This is a genomic window from Paenibacillus tarimensis (assembly GCF_021532315.1).
GTDB classification, from domain to species: domain Bacteria; phylum Bacillota; class Bacilli; order Paenibacillales; family Paenibacillaceae; genus Paenibacillus_I; species Paenibacillus_I tarimensis.
In genome coordinates this window covers 1-20,514 of the sequence record NZ_JAKGAO010000003.1, presented here as the reverse complement: position 1 = coordinate 20,514, position 20,514 = coordinate 1, and the positions used below count along the sequence as shown (strand labels likewise).

Below are 20,514 nucleotides of genomic sequence, written 5' to 3'. Positions count from 1 at the left end.
TAATGCTTGCTAGCCGTTCACCGCTTTGTACGCCGCTTCATACTCGGCGATAATCTGGTCGCCGCCTGCTTTTCTCCAGCTGCTGACGGCTGCTTTGAAGTCATCCAGGCTGATTTTCCCAAGAATATACTTATAAGTGGCATCCGTGATGATCTTCTGCAGCTCCGAGCCCTGGGAAGAGAACGTCGGCGACTCCAGGGAGAACATTGGATTAAGCACCGCAAATTCAGTGTTTTCCTGGATTAGACGGTCCGCTTCCGCCTTCAGCGGGTTAGCATCATGAATCTCATATCCCGGCTCTTTCGGGCGTGAGCCCGCGAGAGGCTGTACCTCCTGCTCCCAAAGGCTGGTATCCGTAATCGTTACAGCCTTCTTCTCGTCTGCTGTATAATGAACGCCTTCAATGCCGTATGTCATCAGCGCATAAACTTCCTCCGACATCAGATCATTAACGAACTTCAGCACTCTCTTCAATTCTTCCTCATCCTTCACCTCTGATCTTGGGAAGGAGAGCAGACCGCCCACACCATTGGTTGTCGACCAGATTGCCCGGTCGCTCTCGTTGCCTGTCGACGTAATATCATTCACCAGGACGAGCTCCATATTGTCCTGTACCCCCCTCGCATCGTTAAGCAGGTTCTTGCTGTCGAAGAGCGCACCGACGTAGATGCCTGCTTTCCCTTGCGAGAAATTCTGCTGCTGGTCGGTCTTCGCGGTAACGGCAAAGTCCTTGTTAATGTAACCGCCTTCATAAAGCTGTTTCATATAATCCATTGTCTTGATATAGCCTTCCGATTCAAATTCCGGGGTAACCTTGCCGTCCTCACTGACACTCCATACGCTTGGCGTGCCAAAATAGGAGCTGAGCGTCTTGAATGCACCGTATACAAGATCACTGCGGTCCATAAAACCGGTCGTATCCTTCACGCCGTTGCCGTCGGGGTCCTGCTCGGTGAACGCTTTGGCCACTTCCATCAGTTCATCCGTTGTTCTCGGAACCTCAAGTCCCAGCTTGTCGAGCCAATCCTTGCGGATAATAACGCCATTGCGGGCCACCTGCTTCTGCATCGGCACACCGTACAGCTTGCCGTCAATCGATGCCGATGTGCGCATTTCCGGCGAGATTGCCGCAAGGTTCGGGAACTCATCCAGATAAGGACCCACTTCCCAGAACACCCCTGCCTTCAAGGCATTACGAACCGAGGAATTGTCCAGAATGGTCAGTGTTACAATATCGGCCAGGGAGTCGGATGCGAGAGATGTATTCAGGCGCTCCTCTTTGGAGGCATCCGGTATCCAGGAGAATTCAATATTCGTATTCGTCGCCTCTTCAATCTTGTTCAGGACGGTTTCGGTTGGAGGCGATGGCGTATGCAGAATGTTCAGCCAGGTGACTGTCGCTTTGCCGTCTGCAGCAGGAGCTTCTCCTGCGCTGCCGCCGCTTTGATTGCCGCTGCATGCACTGAGCAGCAGCCCGCAGCCTAATGTCAACGCTATCATACGGAAAGATCTTCTTTTCATATCCATGTCCCCTTTTATCGTAATAATGGTTGATGGCAAACGCGCCTGATGGAAATTAATAAACCCCGTCCTCGCCAAATTTCTTGGCCAGCCTGTTCGCTGCCATAACGAGTATCAGTCCGACCAGCCCCTTGAACAGGCCGACTGTCGTACTGAAGCTCAGCTGCCCGTTCTTCAGACCCGCTGTATAGATATACGTATCGAAAATTTCCCCGACCTCACGGTTCAGCGAGTTGAGCAGCAGATACATATGCTCGAAGCCCAGCTCAAGCGTGTTGCCGATCTTCAGGATCAGCAGCGTGATGATGACCGGCCGGATAGCCGGCAGGGTGACATGCCACATCTTCCGCAGCCGGGTGGCGCCATCCATCTCCGCCGCTTCATAGAGCTGCGTATCGACAACCGTTATGGCGGCCAGATAGATAATCGTCGACCAGCCGACCTCTTTCCATATAATCTGTGCGATGTACATCGGACGTAGCCATTCCGGCGAAGTCAGAAAGCTGATTTTCTGCAAGCCCATCGCTTCCAGAATCTGATTCACTACGCCGCCGTCTACATTAAGAAACACGTAGGTAATAGAGACAATAATGACCCAGGACATGAAATGCGGAATGTAGATCATCGTCTGGATTGAATTCTTGAACAGCTTGTGCCTGACTTCGTTAAGCATAACGGCAAGGAGAATGGGCAGCGGGAAGAAGAAAACAATCTCCATTGCAAACAATAGTAGTGTATTGCGCAGCAGCATGACGAACGTCGGCTCGGTGAATAGGCGCTCAAAGTGCTTGAACCCTACCCAAGGGCTCTCCGAGACCCCCAAAAACGGCTGATAATCCTGAAACGAAATAATCAGTCCGCCCATCGGAAAGTACTTAAAGATCACAAAGTAAATGAACCCCGGAAGAATCATTAAATACAGCAGCTTGTGTTTCCTGAGACTCTTGGATAATTGAAGCGGCTCTCTCTTCTTCTTTGGCTTGACTTGTAATGGAACGAGTGGCGCATCCGCTGCCTTCACGGGCTGTCGACCTCCTTGCTTGGCATTGTGGTTACAAGGCAAGGTTACCCGCTGTTCCGCCGTTACGTATATAATCATTTGCTATCGCCGGCCGTGAACGCCAGGCGGGACAAGCGGGTCCATGTAGCTCATGCTTATCATCCGGGATCTGGATTATCCTCCGCCTTCTGCTCTTCTGCCTGCCTGTTCGACCACTTACGCATGCCATAGGACATGATTATATACGGAACGCTTCCCGCTTGCTAAGGTGGTTATGTAAACGATTACTTTAGGAGGAAACATGCCATGACAACATCCGTATTGAAGAAAGCAACTCTCGGAAGCCGGATCTTTGATATCGTCAACTATACGCTGCTGCTCCTTATCTCGCTCGCTTGCCTCCTGCCCTTCGTGAACGTGATAGCCAGCTCATTCGCTTCCACGCAGGAAATCGTCGAGAAGAAATTCATCCTGTTCCCGACGACCTTCTCCCTCGATGCTTACCGTTATATCTTCTCAACGCCAACCATCTTTAAGGGGCTCGGAGTCTCGATTGGCACGACGCTGGTGGGCACGCTCGTCAGCATGGTTTTAACGGCACTGATGGCTTACGGCTTATCACGCAAGTATCTGTATGGAAGAAGCTTCATTAATTTTCTTGTCCTGTTCTCCATGCTCTTCAGCGGCGGCATGATCCCGACCTTCCTGGTCGTCAAGGCTGTCGGGCTGATCGATTCCTACTGGTCGCTGATTATTCCCGTGGCCATCAATGCCTTTAACCTGATCATCATGCGGAACTTCTTCCAGGCCCTGCCGGACAGTCTGGAGGAATCGGCGAAGATAGACGGAGCCAACGATCTCGGTATTTTGTGGAAAATTATGCTGCCGCTCGCGCTCCCGTCCATTGCCACGCTGTCCCTATTCTATGCTGTAACCTACTGGAACACATATATGACTGCCATCCTGTACCTTACCGATTCGGCCAAATGGCCGCTGCAGGTGCTGCTCCGCCAGATTGTCATTGTCGCAAGCGGCATGTCCGGAGAGAGCAATTCCGTTGATGTCGTTCCGCCAGCGCAAACCATCAAGATGGCCGTGATCGTGGTCGCCACGATGCCGATGCTGATCGCCTACCCATTCGTCCAGAAGCATTTTACGAAGGGCGCTCTGCTGGGTGCTGTTAAAGGCTAGTATCAAAATATCGCGGAGCATCTCGTCATCACTCACACGGCCTTCATCTTCTTCCGGTATTCGCCCGGAGTCACGTATTCCTTCCTCCGGAAGGACCGGATAAAGTTCTGGGAATTCTGGTAGCGCAGCCGCTCCGCGATATCCTTGATCGTCATATCGGTCTCGACCAGCCACTTCTTGGCCATCTCCACCCGGTAGTTCAGCACATAATCGCTGAACGTAACGCCGTACTCCTTCTTGAAGATGCTGCTCAGATAGTTCGGGCTATAATGAAGACGGTCGCTAATTGAATCGAGCGACAGGTCCTGATCATATTCGGTGCGGACGATGGCCGCGATTTTGTCCGCTATGGACCGGAACTGCTGGTTGGTTCGCTCTCTCATTGTTCTGACCATCGGCTGAATGACCTCTTCCACAAGGATACGCTCAATCTCCTCGGGGTTACGGGTATTCAGCAGCCGGTGGTACAGGTCCGCGTTATTCGGTGTAAGCAGCACCTCCGCCCCGATTAGCTGCTCCAGCTGAATCAGGTTGTTCACGAAGCGGATCAGGTTCACCTCCAGGTTTACCGGATGCCTGCTGTGCTTCATCATATTGGCGAGCATGGGATACAGGTAGCGTGATATCTCCTGCTCGTCTCCCAGCCTGATCGCATCAAACAGCTTCGCCTCCAGCTCTGCGGGATAATGCATCAGCACCGGTCCCTGCATGTCGGTCGAAATGTCATCGAAGAATATGACCGATTCCTTGCCAAGCTTCAGCCTCTGGTGCAGGGCTTGGAGGCTCATTTCACAGGCTTCCTTACTGCTTAGAATATCGCCGTACAAGCTGCTGATGCCTGCGCTGACAGAGAACTTCCAGCTCTCGCGCGTTGCCTTGATTACAGCCTTGGCATACTGAAGGATCTGCTTCTGAGCATGGTGCGCACTATCCTTCGTGAAAATCAGTACAGTCGCCTGTGTCCTCTCATTCAGCACCACAGGAAGCATTCTTCCGGATGGCGGCACCATCTCCTGCACCAGCTTATTGACCGTAAGCAGCAGCACATCCTTATCCGAAGGCTGCCTGTCTCCATAGCTGTCCAGCTGAAAGAGCATAACGGCGAACAAGGTATCCTCACCAGCCGCATAACCGAACCTCTCCATGCTTCGCTCCGCTTCTGCCCGGTTAAGCCGGTTATGCAGCAGATTCAGCATAAACTGGGTCTCCAGCTTGGGCTTTTCCAGCTCCATCAGGTTCTCCAGACTTTCCTTCTCCGTCACGATCGAATCGATCGACCGGATAATCCAGTCCACCTCATCCTTCTGCATCGGCTCCTCGCTACCGGCCAGCCTGCTCTGAATTTTGCGCAGTGGCTTGGCGAGATAGAGAGACAGAACATAGGCGGCAATGACAATCAGCAGCATAATGACAACGCCCATTACGACCAAGCCGATGCGAGTCGCGGCTAATGCCCCGCTCACCTCCTGCTCATCCAGCAGCGTGACATAAATCCAGTTGTTATAGGCGGACTTGGCATAAATGGCGGTAACCGTTCCGGCTTCCTCCCCCTGCAGCTCCAATTCCCCGGTTTGCGGCATTCCGGCTTCTGCAGCCCGCTCGCTAATCTGCCGGATTTGGCCATGCGAGAGAGCATCACCGCCGCTGCTTGCGGCATAGAGCAGCTCCCCCTGCTTGTTCAGGATGAAGACGGAGGCGTCCGGCTTCGTGTGCAGGGTACGATCCAGCGTCTGGCGCGATATATCTGACATAGCCAGTGCCTTTTTCACCTTTGAGTACATGGGAAGCGCTTGCACAAAACGGAGGCCGTGATCCGTTTTCATCCACAACAGTCCCTCCTTATCATCCTCAATATAGCTGCGGTATATCTCTCTCTGTTCCTCTTCCGTCAGCCGTGACAGTGATCCGTTGCGGATGCTCCAGTTCTCCTCAAGGCTGATCAGGGAATACTGAATGCCCTCCAGGCTCATGCTGGCTATGTAGTTCAGCTGGGTATTAAGCTCCCGGTAAGCTTCAAAATTGTCCGCCGTCATAGGACTCTGAATCACGTCCCTGAAGGATTTGGTGGTGCTGTATGTGTTGAAGGCGTATTCTATCGATTGTATCTTCTGCTCCATCGTATTCCGGATCTGTGTAATCAAGCCCTTCTGGCTGTCACTGATGCGTTCAACTACCGAACCGATCGTGGCATAGTAGATGTAGCTGCCAAAGCTGAATACAAGCACCATACTGAGAAGGAGGATAGGAATGAACATATTGTAGAAGGTTTTGCTTTTCTTCATCATCTGGCTCCCTGTGAATGTTTTTGTAAGACACAGATTTAGTATAGCATCATCCGCCCTATATCTACCAATGGAATTGCTTACTTAGTATATTAATGGGAATATAGAGACCTGCAGTCTTTTGATTCATGTGTTTTTCAGGTATCATCATCGGTAGGTAGAAGCTTACAAGAAGGGAAGTAGTGATACACGTTGACCTGGAAAATCAAGCATTATGACGACCTGACCAAATCAGAGCTGTACCATATCCTGCAGGAGAGGACCAAGGTATTCGTCGTGGAACAGAACTGTCCATATCAAGAGGTGGACGGGAAGGATCTCGCATCCTACCATCTGTACCAGTCCGACGAAACCGGGCGCATCATCGCCTATCTTCGCATCCTGCCGGCTGGCATTTCGTACACAGAGGCATCACTCGGAAGAGTCCTTGTAGCAGAGCAGTATAGGAAGAAGGGAATCGCCTCAGAGCTGGTCGGGAAGGCACTTCATTATGTCCGCCATGAACTGAATGAACAGGCGGTACGCATATCGGCGCAGGCACATCTGGAGGGCTTCTATCAATCCTTCGGCTTCAAGACAACCTCCGAGCCGTACCTCGAAGACGGCATCCCGCATATTAATATGCTTGTGCAGCTAAGCTGAATAAAGACTGATAATGATAAGCGTCTACGTATGGCGCAGTGGCAAGCAGGCGGCCTTCCTAGGACGCCTGCGCTTTGTGCTGGGGAGGTGCTGCTTTATGAGGGCGATTGCGGCTTTGCAGACCTCTTAATGACGCGGGAAGGTCTATCGCTTCTAAATTCCGCCCCAAGTGAATACCATACGAAACAAACCACTGCCGAGGTATGATCGTGCATGCTGCACAAAGAAGAAGCTCAAACTAAAAAAAAGACCACTGTCCGCAGACAGTGGTCTTACTTGTAAATTTCCGGTTATGGAGCGCTTCCTGAATTCGTTCTTATCCGTTAGCCATGGTCTTACTTCAGATGATCGACCGCTGCTCTCTCGATCGCAAGTCCTCTCTTATAGCGGTCCATGAATACTTCAAAGCCTTCTACATCCTTCGGCTCAGGAGCGATGGTCTCACCGGTCTGGCCGGCGAATACCTTTTCGTTCAGATACTCTTCCAGCGTTTCATTGCCGGACTTGTTGATCATATAGGATGCCAGCAGGGCAATGCCCCATGCACCGCCCTCTCCCGCCGTTTCCATAACGGAAACCGGAACATTAAGCGCAGCAGCCATGATGCGCTGTCCTACACCCTTGGTCTTAAACAAGCCGCCGTGACCGAGAATTTCGTCCAGCTTGACATTCTCCTGCTTGAGCAGAATATCCATGCCGATCTTCAGCGCGCCGAGTGCGGTAGACAAGTGGACTCGCATAAAGTTTGCCAGATTAAAGTTGCTGTCGGAGGAGCGAACAAACAGCGGCCGCCCTTCCTCAAAATGAGTCATATGCTCGCCCGAGAGATAGCCGTATGCCAGCAAGCCGCCGCAATCCGGATCGCCCTGAAGCGCCAGGTTGTATAGTGTTCCATAGAGCGTGTTCATATCTACATTCAGGCCCATAGCCTTGCCAAATTCCTCGAACAAGCCAACCCACGCGTTCAGGTCAGAGGAGCAGTTGTTGGAATGTGCCATAGCCACCAGGTTGCCGGTAGGTGTTGTCACGAGGTCGATCTCACCGTAAGCCTTGGACAATTCCTTCTCCAGGACAACCATTGCAAATACGGAGGTGCCGGCCGATACATTACCGGTACGCTTCGCTATGCTGTTCGTTGCAACCATACCCGTTCCTGCATCGCCTTCAGGCGGGCAAAGCGGGATACCGGCCTTGAGCTCTCCGGAAACATCCAGCAGCCTTGCTCCTTCTTCCGTAAGACTGCCAGCGTTTTCACCAGCGGACAGAACGGCAGGAAGAATATCCTCAAGCTTCCAAGGGAGATTCTTGGAGGCAATTAATTCGTTGAATTGCTTAATCATTGCAGCGTTATAGGATTTCGTATGAATATCAATCGGGAATACACCGGATGCTTCGCCGACACCCAAAACCTTTTGGCCGGTCAGTTTCCAGTGGATATATCCTGCCAAGGTGGTCTGGAAGCTGATGTTCGCAACATGCTCTTCCCCGTTCAGAATCGCCTGGTAAAGATGTGCAATGCTCCAGCGCTGAGGGATGTGGTAGTTGAACAGCTCCGTCAATTCCTCGGAAGCTTGCTCAGTAATATTGTTTCTCCATGTGCGGAAAGGAACCAGCAGCTCACCGGCTTTGTCAAAAGCCATATAACCATGCATCATGCCGCTGAAGCCGATTGCGCCGATAGATTGCAGCGTAACGCCATACTGCTGCTTCACATCGCTGGCCATCTTCTGGTAGCTGTCTTGAATGCCCTTCCAAATGTCTTCAAGGCTATAGGTCCAGATATTGTTCACATAGCTGTTTTCCCAGTCATGGCTGCCGGAAGCGATTGCGGTGTGATCTTCACCAATAAGAACCGCTTTAATCCGGGTAGAACCAAGTTCAATCCCCAGTACTGTCTTGCCGCTTTGGATGGCTTCTTTCACATCAAAACTCATGCATCTTCCTCCATCATACGAATGTTATAGTTTTTAATACGGTTAATCAATTAACGTTAATAGAACTTATAGAACTTATCATACCATAGAATAATTGGCAGGAAAATTGAAAAATATTCGTGCTTGTAGGTGTGAGCTCTGCCTAATTCCTTTTCGGAGAAATAATCGGCAGAATCCCAAACCCTGCCAAGCAGATTTTCTGCTTGATTGACTTGCTGCTCAGAAAAGGGCAGAACCACGGTTGCTTAAACCGCCACAATCTTACTATTCCATAAAATCCAAACCAATACCCGTTAGGTGGCATAGGATGAAACCAAGACAACCCTTCTCTTCACAATTACAGAAAGGAGGCATTTAAACGATGATAGAAGCTAATTTTCTCGGCAAACGAACGCCCAAGATAGGTTACGCTGCGAATGTATGGGATTTACAAGCTTTTGAGAATCGCCTGTACATCGGACATGGCAACAGCTCCAATTCGTTCCCTATGCCAAATGCCGGTCCATGCAGCATTATCGGATATGTACCCGCGGAGAATCGCTTTTTCACCGCTAACACTATAATTAACAAGCTCAGCGGCCAGATTCGAAATGTCGCCGATGAGCAGCAGATTGATAAATTTCTAATACTTGACGGCAATCTCGTTATTCCGGGACATGATGCTAGGGAACCGGGGTATACCGGAAGCTTCTACAGACTTGAGAACAACAGGTGGTTTAAATATCAGACAATACCAGGCGCCGCTCATGTTTACGATATGATCATCTATGAGAACAAACTGTTTGCTGCACTTGGGACAGGTAACCAGCCTACCGTTGTCGTCTCTGAGGATAACGGATTGACCTGGCGCATCCTTGGCACCATCGACAGCTACGGCAACCGTGCCTATTCCCTGTTTATTCTCGGCGGAAACTTATACGCAGCCGGACTGCTCGTAGCAGGACATGCGTATCAGAATGTACTGGAGATCTCGCCGTATTTAAACACGGCCTCCGTTCGGGTATATGGTGAACTGATGTTCCCGAATTTCCGGTTTAATTATTGGCCGTTCACCAAGATGGACCGGATTACACAGGTAACCGCAGGGATGATGTACATTGCTGGAGAACCCTATAATGATCATCAGATTGACCCTCAGGGTATTTTTCTGGCGACCGGGATCAATGAAGCAAGCAAAATCACTTTCCCGCAATTGGGCGCTGTTCCCGTAGATATTCTGACTCGCCCAGATGCCACGTATATTCTAACCTACGTCAAATACCCTGACCGCTACTATACCATGCTCGTATACAAGACAACCGACTTTACCGAGTGGCAGGAGCTATTCCGATTTAAATATGAGACCTACGCCATGTCCTTCGAGGAAATCGGCGGTGATTTCTACTTCGGTACCGCCGCCACAACAGACCAGACCGTATCCTGGAACTATACCGGCCATCTGCTCACCGTTCGGCAGAGTGACTATAGCCCACCCCCTCCTTCTCATACACCCATTCAAACGCCTGAGCAGCCGGAATAGAATGAACAGGCTCTTTACGGCATAGATCCATCTTCCGCTATCTCATTATCCTAATAGTCATTTTGTACCAGTTAGTTAGCATTATACGACAAAACACCATGCAGAAAGTATGATTTTTGTAAGCTCCCGCTCTTGCTGTATTGAGGCGTTTTGGCCCGCATGTTAGACTATAATACAATGATACAAAACGGAGCATTGGGGCTGGAGAAGGAAGCTGCCGCAAGTTCCCGTTATGAAGACAAACGAACAGAGAGGAAGCTATCTGAACATGAATTTCAAACGCAACTTATCCATTGCACTAACCATATCCTTGCTTCTGGGCTCTTTCCCGGGGAATCCGGCAAGCGCGGCGGGAACGGCCGCCTCGGGATCGGTATCTTCATCAGCAAATGTCGCTCTGCCGCCTAAGCCTGCGTGGGGACATTTTGTTGACACGTACAAAAATAACATAACAGCTAACAGTACGGTCGAATCCAACCCTGCTATCGGCGTGCTCTCCCCATTCCTGGAGCTCTGGAAGCCTGGAGACACCTGGGAGAGCGGCGTTAAGCTGAACGGCAGCGTGCTTGACGCCAACATTCAAAAGGCTGTGGAGATTGCCGCTAACCGGACTCCGGCCGATGAAGAGATGGCCTACTACGATGACCGCCGCAAACAAAACTATGGCCTTGCCGAGGGTCTGGGTTCACTGACCGATGTGTACCGTGCCAAAGCGGGGGTCACGACAACGATCCTTAACATCCCGGCTGATGCCGGTAAGGTGCTCTACAATGATGAAGGAGTAAACCCTGGCGACCCGGAATCTGAGCTGGGCAAAATGGTGTCACTGGTCAAAACGCTGGAAGGCAAGTATTCATCCACAAGCCCGGCCAAAAGCTTCTACAGCTATGCTAAGCCGTTCCGCTGGACCAGTACGGATATTGTCGTGCCTACACTATTATCCTCTCTCAGCGAGAAGCCAGAAAAGGATGGAGGATTCCCGAGCGGGCGTGTCAACATCGCCTATCTCGGCGCCTTCGCAATGGCTTATGCCGTACCCGAACGTTACCAGGAAATGCTGGTGAAGGCTTCAGAGATAGGCGAGAGCCGGATTAGAGCCGGTGTTCATTCTCCGCTTGATATTATGGGAGGCAGGGTTCTGGGTACAGCATTGGCGGCGGCAACACTGGCTGACCCGGCTAATGCATCCTTGAAGGAGGCGGCTTATAAGCAGGCCCGCGCAAACCTGCTCACGGAGACGGGTACAGCAGAAGACCGGTTCAGTGATTATGAGAAGAACAAAGCAGCGTACATGGAGCGCCTGACCTACGGGTTTGGACCGATTAAACCGGCGAACAAGCCAATGGTCGTGCCTAAGGGTGCAGAAGTGCTGCTGGAAACCCGCCTGCCGTACCTGGATGACCAGCAGCGCCGGGCCGTTCTGGCTACGACAGGCCTCCCTTCCGGCTATCCGGCGCTCGATGATCCGGAAGGCTGGGGCCGGCTGAATCTCTTCGCGGCCGCGGACGGATACGGCGCTTTCAACAGCGATGTTACCGTTACAATGGATGCCCGCAAAGGCAGCTTCCATGCGCTCGACCGCTGGCGCAACGATATCTCCGGTACCGGCAAGCTGACCAAGGAGGGATCGGGTACACTAGTGCTGCAGGGCAGCAATACCTACTCCGGCGGCACACTGCTTAAAGCAGGCAAGCTTATGGGCGAATCCGCGACTGCCTTCGGTACCGGCAATGTTACCGTTCAGGGAGGCACCCTGATCGAGCAGGTTGACGGAAAGCTGTCCATTGGCGGCAGCTACCTGCAAGCTGAAGGCACTACACTTGAGCTGAACGTTGGCCGTGCCGATGATGTGATTGAAGTCAAGGGTGCAGTAAAGGCTGACGGCAAATTGCATGTGAATTTTACAGATCATTACGTGCCTGCTGAAGGCAGTGTGATCACGATCTTGACTCACGGCAAGGGCCGCCGGACAGGTCAATTCGACTCCGTCACGACGACAGGCTTGCCTAAACAGTACAAAGTGAAGGTCAGCTACCAGGACGACCGCATCCAGCTGGTTATGAACGGAACAAACAATACCCCGTCTCCAGCCACCCCTGCGGACAACACCCCGCCAAGCACAAGCATCCAGCAGAAGGCAAGCATCTCGATAGCTGCAGAGACAGACTCGAATGGAAGAGCGGCTGCTGAGCTGCAAGCTTCCCTTCTGAATGATCTGCTTGGCAAGGTCGATGCACTGACTGGAGCAAACGGAACGGCGGAGATTAAGATCGAAGCAGCTGTGAAGGCAAATGTTATAGAGCTGGCCCTTACCAAAGAAGCGGTCAGCAAGCTGGCAGGCAGCAAAGCTGCATACGTGGTCATTGCAAGCCACGCCGGCAGCATGACGCTGAACAAAGCCGTATTGAACAATCTGGGGAACGCTTCGGGCGATACGATCCGGATCAAGATGGCTGCAGCAAGCACAGCGGCATACCCAGCTGATGCCAAGCTTCTCATCAGTACTAGACCGGCCTTGGAGTTTACAATCCAATCCGGAGCCGATGCCATCACCTCCTTTGGCGGCAGCAGCATTAAGATTGGCATCCCGTACCAGCCTGTGCAGGGTGAAGACAGCAGCACGCTGGTCATCAGCTATGTCGATTCTAACGGCAAGCTTCATATCATCCCTCAATCGGACTATAACCAGCGGGATGGACAGCTGTATGTTGTAACCGACCATCCAGGCACTTATGCTGTCAGCTATAACAAAACCAGCTTCAGCGACACTTCCGCGCATTGGGCTGGCAGCAATATCATTTACCTGGCTGCACGCGGTATCGTATCCGGCTCGGGTGACGGCAAATTCACACCTAATGCCAATATTACACGAGCCGAATTTGCCAAAATGCTGGCAGGTCTCGTCAATGCCGATGTATCGGATTATTCCGGTTCAACTTTTACAGACGTCAAAGCTGGCAGCTGGTTCATGCCTTATGTCGCTTGGGCGGCTGAGAACGAAATCGTCAAAGGCGGCGCTAACAATCAATTCCGGCCATATGACCGGATCAGCCGTGAGGAAATGTGCGTCATGCTGGCGCGGCTTGCCTCTATGAGCGGCTACACCCTGCCTGCCGGCGCAGGCGCTGCCAGCTTTGCCGATCAACAGCGCATCAGCGCATGGGCGGTGGATGCGGTCCGAGACCTGTATGCAGCAGGCATCATTAGCGGTAAAGGCAATCAGCAATTCGACCCTCAGGGCGGTGCAACGAGAGCGGAAGCCGCGAAGATGCTGACGGTGCTGCTGCAAGGCATGGTTAAGCAGTAATTCAGCCCGGATACGGCGCGGCGTAAACAGCTAAAAACCTTCATTAATTACCCTGGATATCAACCAGGGTATTAATGAAGGTTTTATTTCATTCGCTTATCAGCCGCCCGAATGGCTCCGGTACCAGTCATTGGCCTCCTTAAGCACCTGCTCGCCGCCAGCTTTCATAAATTCCTTAACAAAGACATCAAAATAAGAAACTGGCTTATCCCCAGAAATGATGGAGATATAGGCTTTATTTCGGAGCGGTATCAGCTCCGGGCTGCTCTGGATCAACGAAGGTACGGATACCTTCAGCGCATTGTATATGCCATGCTCATCAAGCCCAAGCGTCGAGGCCCACTGCTCTCTCCGAGCCTCAGGCATGCCGGGAACAAGCATCCCGATATTAGCGCCGATACGATTCGTATAATTAACCTGCTTATTGTACGGCGGCAATGTGACCACGTCATCCTTGGACTGTCCCGCCCACTCCCAGTGCTTCCCCCTCATCCCGTATCTCATCGTCATTCTCTCTTCTAGATTGGGATTCGCACTCACGTAATCAAGAATCTCCAATATCTTGGCCATCTTCCCTGGTTCCTCCGCTGCATTCGCGCCAATTGCAGTGAAGCTCATCAGCTTATCATAGGCCTTCGAACCGCTCTTGCCGCCGGGACCGGTTACAGGCTTACCAAAGACGATCCTTGCCTGGCTGTTCTTCCTCGTCAGCTCCATAGCATTAAAGGAAGCTTCCACAGGAACCTCTTCGCCTTTCTCGTTATAAACCGAATAATCTCCAGCCTGTACCCAATGGTAATAATTGCCCATGGAGGTCATTCCGATCCGGCCATTGATAAAGGCATGGGACAGATGCTTGTATCCCCCCTTATTCTCGCCGGTGACGAATTCAGGATCTATGACCCCATCCTGGTACCACTTCTGCAGATATTGAAGCGCCTCCTTCATCTCCGGTTCCAACGCCCCAATAACAAGAACGTTATCCTTCTCTGCAAAATATAGCTGCTCGGTGAACACCATCTGCCCAAACGCTCCGAATATGACATTCATCCCTTCGATCGAGAGTCCATAGGTATCGTCCTTCCCGTTACCGTCCGGGTCGTCATGGGCAAATGCGTACACCACCCTCTCTAGCTCCTCCAGCGTTTCAGGAGGCTTAAGCCCAAGCTTATTCAGCCAGTCCTCCCTGTATACAACCGGAACCCGGTACCTATTCGTCTGATTCACAACCGGAATCCCGTAATGGCGGCCCTCAATCTTCCCGTACTCCATATACCCCGGCGCATGGGTATTAATGGACTCTATGATGTTAGGCGCATATTCCTCCAGCATACCGCCTGGGATTTCGGCCAGGACATTCTGGTTCCGGTACTTCAGGAGATCATGCGACTGCCGGATACGGAAGAGATCCGGTATCTCGCCTTGCGCCAGCTTAAGGTCAAGGAGCGCTTCGTAATTATTATTTTCAAGATTCCAGATATCAAAATCGACATTGAACTTCTCTTCAATATATTGAAGCATCTCAGCATTTTCGGGAACAGCCTCATTAAGATGCATCGTCCAGGTGATGGTGTACCGCTTGTCCTGCGTAAGTGACTCCAATTCATTAGATTCCCTGTCCGTTGCATCCATATCCTCTGCGGTTCCGCAGGCACTGAGGGTGAACAGCATCACAAGGAGGAGAAGAGCAAGCCGGCGATTTCCATAATCGTTCATAACCGTAACCTTTCCTCTAACATATTCATTCAGCCCTGCTTCAGCATGGTCCGGACATAATTTTTCGGCGTACATCCGTTGATTTCTTTAAATTTCTTGATGAAGTAGGCTGTTGTAGCATACCCGACACTGCCTGCGATCTGTTCAATCGTCAGACTGTCATTGTTCATAAGCTCCACCGCTTTCTCCATGCGCTTCTGTGTTACGAATTCCGTATAACTGATTCCGGTCTCTTCCTTGAAGATCTTGCTTAAGTACTTCGGGCTTATGTATACCTTCGCCGCAACCGCATCGAGGGACAGGTCATCTGCCAGATGTGAGCAGATATAGTCTTTAACATCCTCTATGCTGTCAGCCGCCCGCTCGTCACTGCGCTTTTCCATATGGCTGTAACACTCGGTTATAGATTGCAACAGCCATTCCCGGAACCCGTTAATATCATAGACGGAATTGTACTGCTTATATAAATCGATCTTGAACTGTCCGGATTGCTTAAATTTCACTTTCTTCAGAAAATCGGAGTAAATCGATATCATGTTCATGAGAACAAATTGGCAGTGGTCAGCCGAATACATGCCGCCTGTCATTTCTCCAAGCACATTCTCAATTGCACCCGCGACACCCTCTAGACTTCTCGCCTGAAGCTTTTCCTTAAACTTCACAAGCAAGGACTGCGGTATTTCCTGATTGCTGTGCTCCCTGTTCAGCAGGCTGAATTCTTGTAGAATCGAAGCTACAGGGAACAGATAGCCATATTTGACCAGGGTCTGTGCTGCGACAAAGCTTCGATGTACCTCTATGCATTCATTCACCCACAAGCCGATCCCGATTTTTAAATTCAGATCAAAATGGGTTCTCACTTCCGTCAGAGCCAGATCAGCTATAGCTGCAAGCAGGGAATCTTCGGGTTGGTTCGCGCATACGATAACGACAATTTTGCGGTCCGGAAGCTCTTCAGCGATCAAGCATGTGTCTTCAAAGCCCGCTGCCTCCAAAAGATTAATCAGCTTGTATACGGCATATTGATTCGTCTTGGAGTCCAGTTCCTTAAAGGCTTTACTGACCGGATCGATTACCAGACAGCAGTAATGAGCATAGTCCAGTGACAAATCAATCGATAACAGCTGCTCTTCCAATTCTTCAACGCTGTAGCTCCCCCGCAGCATATTAAGCACTACATTATGCTTGATTACCGGCTTATTGGCCTGTAGGGTCTCCTCCAGGCTGCTTAATTTGTCCGTCAGCTGGTGAATGGCCGTGTCAATTAGCTTGTACTCGTTGTTGTGCCTGGCTTCGGCAGGATCGTCGAACAGGCCTTTGATTTTGCTCATTAACCGCTTCACCGGCTGATAGCTGACTACAGTGAAGACACCGGAAAGCCCGATGCCTATAAGGATGGCAATTAAGCAGATGAATAAAATAACCTTCTGCAGATCAAGCGATTTCTGGTAGAAGTTATTTTCCCGGATCACATTATAGATTTTCCACCCATTGGATTGAAGCTTATGATCGGATATGACATAGGAAACGTCATCGATCTTCACGTTGAAGCTCTGCGCCGGTGCCTCAGATGCGAGAATCGTCCTGGAATAAGCCGTCTGACTGGCCTTGGTCCCCAGCATAGATTTGTCCGCAGCCGAGATAATGACCCCGTTCGCATCAATCAGGAACGTGCCTCCGTATTCAGCAGGGATCATTCGTTCAATTATTGTGCTGAAAGCCGATTCTTTCAGGTCAATCCCGATCATCAGGTCACATGCTTCGCCAGTTGAATTAAAGGGATAGCTGTGTGCATAAGTTATCAGCGGAACCTTCCTGTTATTGCTCGACTCGCCGGCATAAATATCCTTTGGCACCATACGCGGGACGGTCCACAGATAGCTCGTACTGTTATTTTGCATGCTGTCGATCCAGTCGAACGTCTGGAATGCTTCACTGCCCGGAGAAACCTCATACTGCAGACCATACAGCGACGAGATCATCGCGTGCGACCGCGGATAATACAGATGTATGGCGTGGACAAGATCGGAATTGTTGATAACCTCCTGCTTAAGCGATTCCTGTATGTCGATAATGGTACTGGACTGCCCCCCGTGCGGACCCTTCGTAAATAAGTCGGCATTTGTCGTCTTCCGCAGCGTAATATCCAAATAGATTTTATTAACCCGGTCAAAGACGGCGGATTCAATTGTATGGGCTGCGTTCTTCAGCATCATCTGATTCTTGCTGCGGATTTCTTCATTATAGTTTCGGGGCAGATAGATATAGAAGATCGAGCAGAGCAAGAGAACGATGACGAGAACGATCGTCATATATGAAACGGCAAGACTCGTAAACACAGAGCTCAGCTTCTTCATAGTATCCTCCCCTCCTTCCAATTCCACATTATACAGCATGAGTTGGACAAGTTTATGGCCTTAACTAAAACTTAACACCACGGATGGGCGGGAATGGAACTCATATCGCAGCACTCTATCTCCCGGTCTAGGAGCTTGTCATTAGACCCTTCTTCAGAACCGCAATCCGCATGGACATAGCTAGTGCGTACGATTTTTATATCATGAGGAAATTGTTCTATTGAGGCGCCTTCCTGCCGGATGTTACGTTCTAGGCGTAGTCAAATCTGGTATGAAGAAGGTGAGGAGAACAAATGACGAAACGTAGGAAACTGCTGATTTCCATGCTGGCTGTGACGCTCCTGATTCCATTCGGAATCGCGGGCCCTTTCACAAAGCCGGCAAGTGCAGCAGCAGGCAGCTTCGATGTATTGACCTATAACATAGGAGGGCTGCCGGCATTCCTGTCAAGCAGTGCGGATCCGGAGAAATACACACCCATGATCGGCGCCAAGCTTGCTCCGTATGAAATCGTCAATGTGCAGGAGGACTTCAACTATCATGCTGCGCTGTATGCCAATGACAACCACCCGTACCGCACGCCTACCTCTGGCGGCGCCGGGTTCGGCAGCGGCCTGAACACCTTGTCTAACTACCCGATTCATGATCTGAAGAGGGTGACCTGGAACAAGAGGCACGGCTTTATTGACAACGGAGCAGATGAATTGACACCCAAGGGATTTACCTACGTGCAAGTCAAGGTCGCAGAGGGGGTTTACATCGACGTCTACAATCTGCATGCCGATGCGAATGTGGATGAGAAGTCGAATGAAGCAAGGCGCGATAACCTGAGCCAGCTCGCAGCTTACATCGAAGCGAATTCACAAGGCCATGCGGTCATCGTATTCGGGGATACCAACTGCAGATACACCAGGTCGGAGGATAATCTGAAGAGCCTGTTCGTTGACAGACTTGGGATGAAGGACGCCTGGATCGAGAAGATCAGAGGCGGCAGTTACCCGTCTATGGGTGCTCCGGCACTGGTCGGCACCCCGGGAGATACAAGTCCGAACAACGAGGTTGTAGACAAGATTTTCTACAGAAGCGGTGCTGGTGTATTCCTTCAGGCGAATACCTACAAGGTGGAGAACACGTACTTTACCGACTCTACCGGCCATCAGCTATCTGACCATTATGCCATCAGCACGAACTTCTCCTACTCCACCCATACCAGCTTGACCTACAGCGACCTTGCGGGAGGAGACGGAGGTACGGCCTTCAACTTCCTTGGAAGCTCAGCCCCGGCGACATCCAGACCTGTCTCTGTCACGCTAAGAGGCGCAAGCCGGCTTGACGCCGTATCGATGACCTATGCGAACGGAACGGTACTGGCAAGCGGCGGAACCGGCGGAACTGCAGCTGCTCTTACGCTTGCCAGCGGCGAATATTTCACCAGTGCGCTTATTTACCAGAATACGTACAACGGAGGAAGCAGAATTTTCTACCTGGAGTTGACTACGAACCAAGGCCGCAAGGTCGCCGCCGGAACGAAGAGCGGGACCTCAACCACACTGACTGCGCCGTCCGGCAGCTACATAGCAGGCTTCTTCGGACGTGCAGGCGCGAACATTGACAAGCTTGGAGTTGTCTACAAGAAGCTGTAATCAGACTAACCTGCAAGATCCGTAACGACTTTCACAACAGAGAGGAAGTTATCTGAACATGAAAATCAAGAAGAACTTATCCGTAGCACTATCCTTATCCCTGCTCCTGGGTACTTTCCCCGTCAATTACTCCAGTTCAGCGGCAGCCGAACCAATTGACGCAGTACCCTCGGTAACATCAGCTGTCTATCAGCCTTCTGAACCGGCATGGGGTCACTTTGTCGACTCTTACAAGAACAATAATTCGGTTAACAATTCGGTCTATTCCAACCCTGCCATCGGCGTACTGTCCGGTTTCCATGAACTATGGACGCCTGGCGATTCCTGGGATAACGGAACGATACTGAACAGCGAGGTGCTGGACTACAACATTCAATATGTAGTGGATCTGTCCAAAACCCGCACAGCTGAGGATGAAGAGAGAGCTTACTACGATGACCGTAGAAACCAGACCTACGGTGCGACCGAGGGCCTTGGTGCTTTGGCGGACGTATACCGCTCGCTGTCGGGAACGGCCACCACAATCACCGACATTCCGGCGGATGCTACTTCGGTAAAATACAGTGACAACAATCCCAACGGCAATAAAGGCGGCGACTCGAACTCCGAGCTTGGCAAGATGGTCGACCTGATCGGCAAGGTGCGCGGCAATTACGCTTCCACAAACCCGGCCAAAGGTTACTACCAGTACAAGCGTCCATGGCGCTGGGCTGGCGAAGAAATCATCACGCCGACTCTCTATCCTGTCAGAAGCATGACTCCTGAGAAGGACGGCGGCTTCCCAAGCGGACATACGAACGCTTCGTATCTCGCTTCGCTGGCACTGGCTTATGCAGTACCTGAGCGCTACCAGGAAATGGTGACCCGCGCTTCCGAGATGGGCAACAGCCGGATTGTAGCCGGCATGCACTCTCCGCTGGATGTTATCGGCGGCCGTGTCATGGCAACAGCCCTGGCGGCAGCCGCGCTGAATGATCCGGAGAATGCCGAGCTTAAGAAGGCAGCCTACGACCAGGCCCATAATGTCCTGCTGAGACAGAACGGTACAGCGGAAGACCGCTTCAGTGATTACGAGAAGAACAAAGCCCAGTATATGGAGCGTCTGACTTACGGATTCAAGCAGATTAACCCGACGAACAAGCCGATGGTTGTGCCAAAGGGCGCAGAGGTGCTGATCGAAACCCGTCTGCCTTACCTGGACGGTGAGCAGCGCCGTGCCGTTCTGGCTACGACCGGCCTGCCTTCCGGTTATCCGGTACTGGATGATCCAGAGGGCTGGGGACGCCTGAACCTGTTCGCGGCCGCAGACGGCTACGGTGCATTCAACAGCGATGTTACCGTGACGATGGACGCTGACAAGGGCGGCTTCCACGCACTCGACCGCTGGCGCAACGATATCTCG

General features: G+C 51.4%; 12 protein-coding genes. 6 read left to right on the top strand and 6 right to left on the bottom strand.

The annotated features are described in order from the left end of the window. Window positions 1–9: 9 nt before the first annotated feature. Both L1N82_RS00090 and L1N82_RS00085 read right to left on the bottom strand, forming a co-directional pair. On the bottom strand, window positions 10–1,521 hold the full coding sequence (locus L1N82_RS00090; RefSeq protein WP_235285298.1) for an extracellular solute-binding protein: 1,512 nt from the start codon (window positions 1,519–1,521) through the stop codon (window positions 10–12). A gap of 55 nt (window positions 1,522–1,576) precedes the next feature. Then, the gene (locus tag L1N82_RS00085; RefSeq protein WP_235285476.1) at window positions 1,577–2,434 is read right to left on the bottom strand and encodes an ABC transporter permease; all 858 of its coding nucleotides are present in this window, start codon (window positions 2,432–2,434) and stop codon (window positions 1,577–1,579) included. Between the two features lie 393 nt (window positions 2,435–2,827). Here L1N82_RS00085 and L1N82_RS00080 point away from each other — a divergent pair, with 393 nt between their 5' ends. After that, window positions 2,828–3,712 (top strand): carbohydrate ABC transporter permease, encoded by an 885-nt coding sequence (locus L1N82_RS00080; protein WP_235285297.1) that lies wholly within the window; start codon window positions 2,828–2,830, stop codon window positions 3,710–3,712. 32 nt (window positions 3,713–3,744) lie between these two features. Here L1N82_RS00080 and L1N82_RS00075 read toward each other — a convergent pair whose 3' ends face one another. Then, window positions 3,745–5,994 carry a helix-turn-helix domain-containing protein gene (locus tag L1N82_RS00075; RefSeq protein ID WP_235285296.1) on the bottom strand — a complete coding sequence of 750 codons (2,250 nt, stop codon included), beginning with the start codon at window positions 5,992–5,994 and terminating at the stop codon, window positions 3,745–3,747. 192 nt (window positions 5,995–6,186) lie between these two features. Between L1N82_RS00075 and L1N82_RS00070 the strand changes: the two genes are divergently transcribed. Continuing rightward, complete coding sequence (locus L1N82_RS00070) at window positions 6,187–6,636, top strand: GNAT family N-acetyltransferase (RefSeq protein WP_235285295.1); 450 nt, start codon at window positions 6,187–6,189, stop codon at window positions 6,634–6,636. Window positions 6,637–6,971: 335 nt separating this feature from the next. Here the strand turns inward: L1N82_RS00070 and L1N82_RS00065 are convergent, their stop codons facing one another. After that, window positions 6,972–8,570: a xylulokinase gene (locus L1N82_RS00065; RefSeq protein ID WP_235285294.1), complete on the bottom strand. Its 1,599-nt coding sequence runs from the start codon at window positions 8,568–8,570 to the stop codon at window positions 6,972–6,974. A gap of 361 nt (window positions 8,571–8,931) precedes the next feature. Between L1N82_RS00065 and L1N82_RS00060 the strand changes: the two genes are divergently transcribed. After that, the gene (locus L1N82_RS00060; protein WP_235285293.1) at window positions 8,932–10,089 is read left to right on the top strand and encodes a hypothetical protein; all 1,158 of its coding nucleotides are present in this window, start codon (window positions 8,932–8,934) and stop codon (window positions 10,087–10,089) included. 268 nt (window positions 10,090–10,357) lie between these two features. Beyond that, window positions 10,358–13,396: an S-layer homology domain-containing protein gene (locus L1N82_RS00055; protein ID WP_328284408.1), complete on the top strand. Its 3,039-nt coding sequence runs from the start codon at window positions 10,358–10,360 to the stop codon at window positions 13,394–13,396. 99 nt (window positions 13,397–13,495) lie between these two features. Here the strand turns inward: L1N82_RS00055 and L1N82_RS00050 are convergent, their stop codons facing one another. Further along, complete coding sequence (locus L1N82_RS00050; protein ID WP_235285291.1) at window positions 13,496–15,112, bottom strand: extracellular solute-binding protein; 1,617 nt, start codon at window positions 15,110–15,112, stop codon at window positions 13,496–13,498. A 29-nt stretch (window positions 15,113–15,141) separates the two neighbouring features. Next, a complete protein-coding gene (locus L1N82_RS00045) occupies window positions 15,142–17,469 on the bottom strand; it encodes an AraC family transcriptional regulator (protein WP_235285290.1) in 2,328 nt (775 codons plus the stop codon). A gap of 293 nt (window positions 17,470–17,762) precedes the next feature. Between L1N82_RS00045 and L1N82_RS00040 the strand changes: the two genes are divergently transcribed. Then, window positions 17,763–19,112 carry a jacalin-like lectin gene (locus tag L1N82_RS00040; protein WP_235285289.1) on the top strand — a complete coding sequence of 450 codons (1,350 nt, stop codon included), beginning with the start codon at window positions 17,763–17,765 and terminating at the stop codon, window positions 19,110–19,112. A 58-nt stretch (window positions 19,113–19,170) separates the two neighbouring features. Further along, window positions 19,171–20,514: acid phosphatase (locus tag L1N82_RS00035; RefSeq protein WP_235285288.1), on the top strand; the 1,344-nt coding region annotated here is incomplete at its 3' end.